At 60.9% G+C, this 2,911-nt stretch carries 2 protein-coding genes and 1 pseudogene; all 3 read left to right on the top strand.

The annotated features are described in order from the left end of the window. Positions 1-394, top strand: a pseudogene (locus tag ACFC3J_RS22645) (TonB-dependent receptor); the annotation flags it as partial. An 87-nt stretch (positions 395-481) separates the two neighbouring features. Next, positions 482-1,930 (top strand): TonB-dependent receptor domain-containing protein, encoded by a 1,449-nt coding sequence (locus tag ACFC3J_RS22640; protein ID WP_375198166.1) that lies wholly within the window; start codon positions 482-484, stop codon positions 1,928-1,930. A gap of 73 nt (positions 1,931-2,003) precedes the next feature. Then, a complete protein-coding gene (locus ACFC3J_RS22635) occupies positions 2,004-2,807 on the top strand; it encodes an SDR family oxidoreductase (protein WP_279728612.1) in 804 nt (267 codons plus the stop codon). The last annotated feature ends 104 nt before the right edge of the window (positions 2,808-2,911 follow it).

Raw genomic sequence — 2,911 nt, 5'->3', positions numbered from 1 at the left:
TACGACCGGCGGCGCGATCAACATCGTCACCAACGACCCCAACGACCAGCTCAGCGGCACCTTCAAGGCGGAGTTTGGCAATTACAGTACGCTAGGTGCGCAGGCCAATATCAATGTACCGCTCGCAGAGGGGCTCGCGATCCGCCTGAGCGGCGCGATCAACGAGCGGGACGGCTATGGCGACAATCTCGCCACCAATCGCGACTTTTCCGATAACAACAGCAAGTTCCTGCGCGGCAAGCTCAAATATGAAGGCAATGGCTGGGATCTGACACTGTCGGGCGACTGGAATCGCCAGTATAACCACGGCCAGCAGATCGCGCTCTGGACCTTCAACCCGGCGATCGTCCCCGCTCCCTTCCAGCCCGGCCTCACGGCAGGCCTGCTGACCTAGGGTCATTGGGGGGGCAATACCGCGACCGGCACATCGACCCCGGCCACCATCGGCGTACTGACCCCGCAAGCGCAGGCCCTCTACGGCGTGCAGCCATTCAATACGCTCGAAGTATATGGCTTTTCCGGCACGCTCAACGTCGATCTGGGCGGCTTGAACTTCAAGTCGATCACCGGCTATCGCCATTCGAAGAACTACGGAGAGAGCGACACGGATGGCACCGCCGTGCCGCTGCTGGCGACCTTTGCCGGGTCCGGCTCCTATTATGTTTCCCAGGAATTCCAGCTTTCCGGCAACATCACTGATAGCCTTAGCTTCATCACCGGCGCCTATGCCGGCAAGGAAAGCGGTTATGAATTCAGCCGCTCCCAGATTTTTGGCGGACTCATCCGCGATTCCAACGCCGACGTGACCAACAAGACCTTCGGTCTGTTCGCGCAGGCCTATTATGAACTGACCCCGACGCTTCGCGCGGTCGGCGGCTTCCGCTACACATGGGATACGCGCGACAGCGTGTTGCACAACGCCCAGATCTACGGCCGGCCCTATGACGTCGCCGTGGCGGGCACGCCGACCGGCATCAACTGCACGGTGACGCCCACCGAGCCCGTGACGGCGACGACCTGCAACCAGGAGCAGAATGCCAAGTTCAATTATCCAGCATGGAACCTGGGCCTTGACTGGCAGGCGAGTGACAATCTCTTCCTCTATGTCGCAACGCGCGGCGCGGCCAAGGCCGGCGGCTGGAACCTGCGCGCCGGCGGTCTGCCTGCCTTTTCTCCTGAAAAGGTCAAGGACGTAGAGGCCGGTCTGAAGGTCGATCTCTTCGACCGCCGCCTGCGCTTCAACTCGGCCGTCTTCCACACCTGGAAGAGCGACAACCAGGCGATCGTCAACAGCTTCGTCCCCGGGATCGGCGTCACCCAATATATCCAGAACAACGGCAAGGTCCGGATCTGGGGCATCGAAAATGAAATCACGGCCGTCCCCTGGGAGGGCATGACGGTCAGCGTCAACGGCTCGCTGCAGAACGGCAAATATGTCAAGGGCAGCTTCAGTGAGATCCAGGTCGTGGCCGGCAGCGGCTGCACCAACAGCGCCGGGGTGGCCAACGGCTGCGTCGTCGATCTGAGCGGCCTGCCGCTGCTGCAGCTGCCTAAAAAGCAACTCAATGTCAGCGCCACGCAGAAGATTCCTGTCGGCGACGGCACGCTCGCCGTCACTGGCGCCTATTCCTATGTCGGGGGTCAGCATTTCGATGCGGTCCGGGCGGCGGATCAGGCGTCGGCGGCGACAAAGGCGGCCTACGAGACGGAAAACCGCCTCGGCTTCGTACCTGGCTATGGCATTTTCAACGGGCGTATCGCGTTCCAGCTTGAAAATCCCAATGTCGAAGTGGCGGTCTATGGCCGCAACATCACGAACAAGAAATATCTGCTGCGCCGCTTCCCCGATCTCTATCGGACATTGGGAATTGTAGCCGCCTATGTTGGCCAGCCGGCTACCTATGGCGTTGAAACAACGTTTAAATTCTGATCGATAAGCGGCTGGCGGGACAATCTGCAATCCATGCAGCTTTTTCTCGCCAGCCATCACCGGGGACGGGCGCATGATGACGAGGTTGGTAGACAGGGTAGCGATCGTCACGGGCGGCGGCGGCGGTATCGGCACCGCGGTCGCCCGACGTCTGGTCGCGGAGGGCGCGCGCGTCGTGATCGCCGACCTGTTCGAGGCTGCCGCCGTTCGCGCGGCGGAACCGCTGGGCGACAAGGCGCTGCCGATCCAGTTCGATGCTGCCGATCCGCAATCGGTAAAGGCGATGGTCGATCGCACCGTAGACCATTTCGGCAGGCTGGACATATTGCACAACAACGCGGCAATGACCGATCCGGACAAGAGCCCGCAGGATACCACAGCCGTCGATATCCCGATCGGCATCTGGCGCGAAATTCTCGACGTCAATCTCACCGGCTATCTTCTCGGATGCAAATATGCCATCCCGCATATGGTCGCGGGCGGCGGCGGTTCGATCATCAACACCGCATCCAATTCGGGCAGTGCGGGAGATCTGGCGCGCATCGCCTATGGTTCGTCGAAGGCAGCGATCATCGGGCTCACCAAATATGTGGCGACCCAGCATGGACAGCAGAATATCCGCTGCAACAGCATCGCGCCGGGTGTCGTGCTGACCGAAGCCCTCGAAAAGACCGTGCCGGGGTTGAAGGAAATCATCCAGCGTCATATACTGACGCCGGAATTCGGAACGCCGGATGATATCGCGGCGTTGGTCGCGTTCCTGGCTTCGGACGAAGCGCGCTACATCACGGGCGAGAATATCTCGATTTCGGGCGGCGGCCTCGTCCACCAACCCCATTATGCCGACCTGCTGGCCTTCATGCAGGCGAAGGACTGAGCCGTGTCCAGCGCCTGCACGTCGGAACATGGAAGGTTAATGACCGGTTCGATGAAAATAGCGGATCGTCAGCCGGCCATCGGCGACCTTGTAGGTTTCGAGGC

This window comes from Sphingobium sp., assembly GCF_041987595.1.
Lineage (GTDB): Bacteria > Pseudomonadota > Alphaproteobacteria > Sphingomonadales > Sphingomonadaceae > Sphingobium.
Note: the sequence above shows the minus strand (reverse complement) of the source record. Positions and strands in the feature narration are given on the sequence as shown.

Coding starts and splice junctions, on each gene's coding strand:
- ACFC3J_RS22635 (WP_279728612.1), top strand. CDS start 2,004: ATGATGACGAGGTTGGTAGACAGGGTAGCGATCGTCACGGGCGGCGGC.